The 1,776-nt window shown below is 60.1% G+C and carries 2 protein-coding genes; both read right to left on the minus strand.

The window, feature by feature from the left end:
* Window positions 1–101: 101 nt before the first annotated feature.
* Window positions 102–545 (minus strand): cupin domain-containing protein, encoded by a 444-nt coding sequence (locus tag G552_RS0113665; protein ID WP_027883496.1) that lies wholly within the window; start codon window positions 543–545, stop codon window positions 102–104.
* Window positions 546–555: 10 nt separating this feature from the next.
* Entirely contained in the window at window positions 556–1,668 is a 1,113-nt protein-coding gene (locus G552_RS0113670; RefSeq protein ID WP_027883497.1) for a RuBisCO large subunit C-terminal-like domain-containing protein, read from the minus strand.
* Window positions 1,669–1,776 lie beyond the last annotated feature (108 nt).

Consider the following 1,776-nt stretch of genomic DNA (forward strand, 5'->3'; position numbering starts at 1 on the left):
GTACGAGGCCAAGGCGTCCATTGTTCGCGAGGCAATACGAAGTTATCTCGCCCATCCCCTCCACATCCTTCAGCCAACTGCGTAAGTCCTATTTGTGAGAATCATACCCGGATAAACTTGGCTATGTGGGGGTTTCGTCTTAGCTCGGCCAGGTCGTCTTCGCTGGGCAGTTGGGGCCGGTCGCGCTCAGCGTTGACCAGGCACAAAAACCCCAAGGGTTCATCGGCGGTGGCCTGAAATTGGTGCCAGGTGAGGGGGGGAACCCAGACCAGGTCAAAGAGGCCAATGGGGTGTATCTCCTCTCCGACCAGGCAGTGTCCCTGCCCCCGGATAACCATAACCGCATGCACGTGTTGATGGCGCTCGAGGGTAGTATAGCCTCCAGGAGCTACCTCAAAGTAGCGCCACTGTGCGGCTAGGCCTTCGCCCTCAAAGAGCACCTGCCGGGTGACCGCTTTGAAGGGGGCCTGTCCTTCGGTTTTGTAGGCGTGAACCGCCACACCTTCCCAGGTGTAGCCCTGCGCGGAGCGCTTGTTCTTGGTCATGTTTTTTATTCTAGGGCGCTTCTTGGGAGGGTTGCGCCGAGCGGGCTGCTACCCGCTCAACAAAGCGGCGGGTGCGCTCCAGGAGTTCTTCTCTCGCAGCCAGCAGATTGCCCCCGATGAGCAGCATGCTATCGGGGCCATAAAATGCCAAGAGCTCATCAACCCGTTCCACCGTCATTCCCCCAGCCGGAACGGGTAGGGCCGGCTGGAGGGGCCCCCACGGGTTGCGCAGGTTTTGCGCCAGAAGCTGGCACTCCTGAGGGCTGTAGGCAAAGCGCCCGCCATAGTTGGGAAAGATGCTGGCGTCGGCCCCTAGCAGCCGGAAGAGCTTACCCAAAAACAAGCTAGGGGCCATACGGTTGCCCGCAAAAGCAGGGTGGGCCAGTAGAGCCACCCCCGCTTCCTGGGCCAGCTCGTAAAAGACGGGTAGACCCACCAACATAGGAGCCACCAGGGCTACTCGAATCCCTTCCGAGCGAGCTACCTCGAGCTGGGCCGCCAGCTTCTTGGGACTGCCTGCCAGCATAGGAGCGTAAAGGGTTTGTCGGCCAGTCTCGGCATTGGCCTGGGCTACGGCTCGAGCGATGGCAGGTACCCGCTGAGCAAAGGGCGCATAGGATTGGTTGGTGAGGTTGTGGTCGTCTTTGACGATATCGATACCGCCTAGGGCGAAGGTATAGGCCAGGCGGGCCAGCTCGTTAGGGGAGAGACCCTGGGGCTTGAGGGCGGTGCAGGTTAGGGCACGGTGGTAGACTCCGGTGAGCCGGCGCAGACCGGCTATCCCAAAACGGGGGCCTGGAAAGGCCTCCAGCAGATCACCGGGAAGCTCCACATCTTGCAGCCATACGTCTTCTTGTAGGGAGCAGTTGCCAAAAAGCCCATTGAATAGGCCAATGGGGTCTTTAGCCGTGGTCTCTAGCGCTAGGCGCAGCACCACCTTGTAGGTGTCCTTCTCGGTGAGGGTAATCGAAGCTACCTGGGCCAGTACCTGGGTCAAAATCCAGGGCTGCTGTACGGCCTCTGGGGGCATTTCAAGGCTTTGCTCAATAGCTAAAGCCTGGGCCCGGGCTTCAATTTGCTCAGGAGTAGAGCGAATTAGGTAGGTGGCCTCGAGCCAACACATGGGCCGTATTCTACACACCCGAAGAAGCGGGGATGCGCCTAGCGCGTCGCCCCATTGCTCCGCGGCACAGCCTACTACTGGTAGCCGACTTACCCAGCCTTCCCGAGG

Source organism: Meiothermus rufus DSM 22234, from assembly GCF_000423425.1.
Lineage (GTDB): Bacteria > Deinococcota > Deinococci > Deinococcales > Thermaceae > Meiothermus > Meiothermus rufus.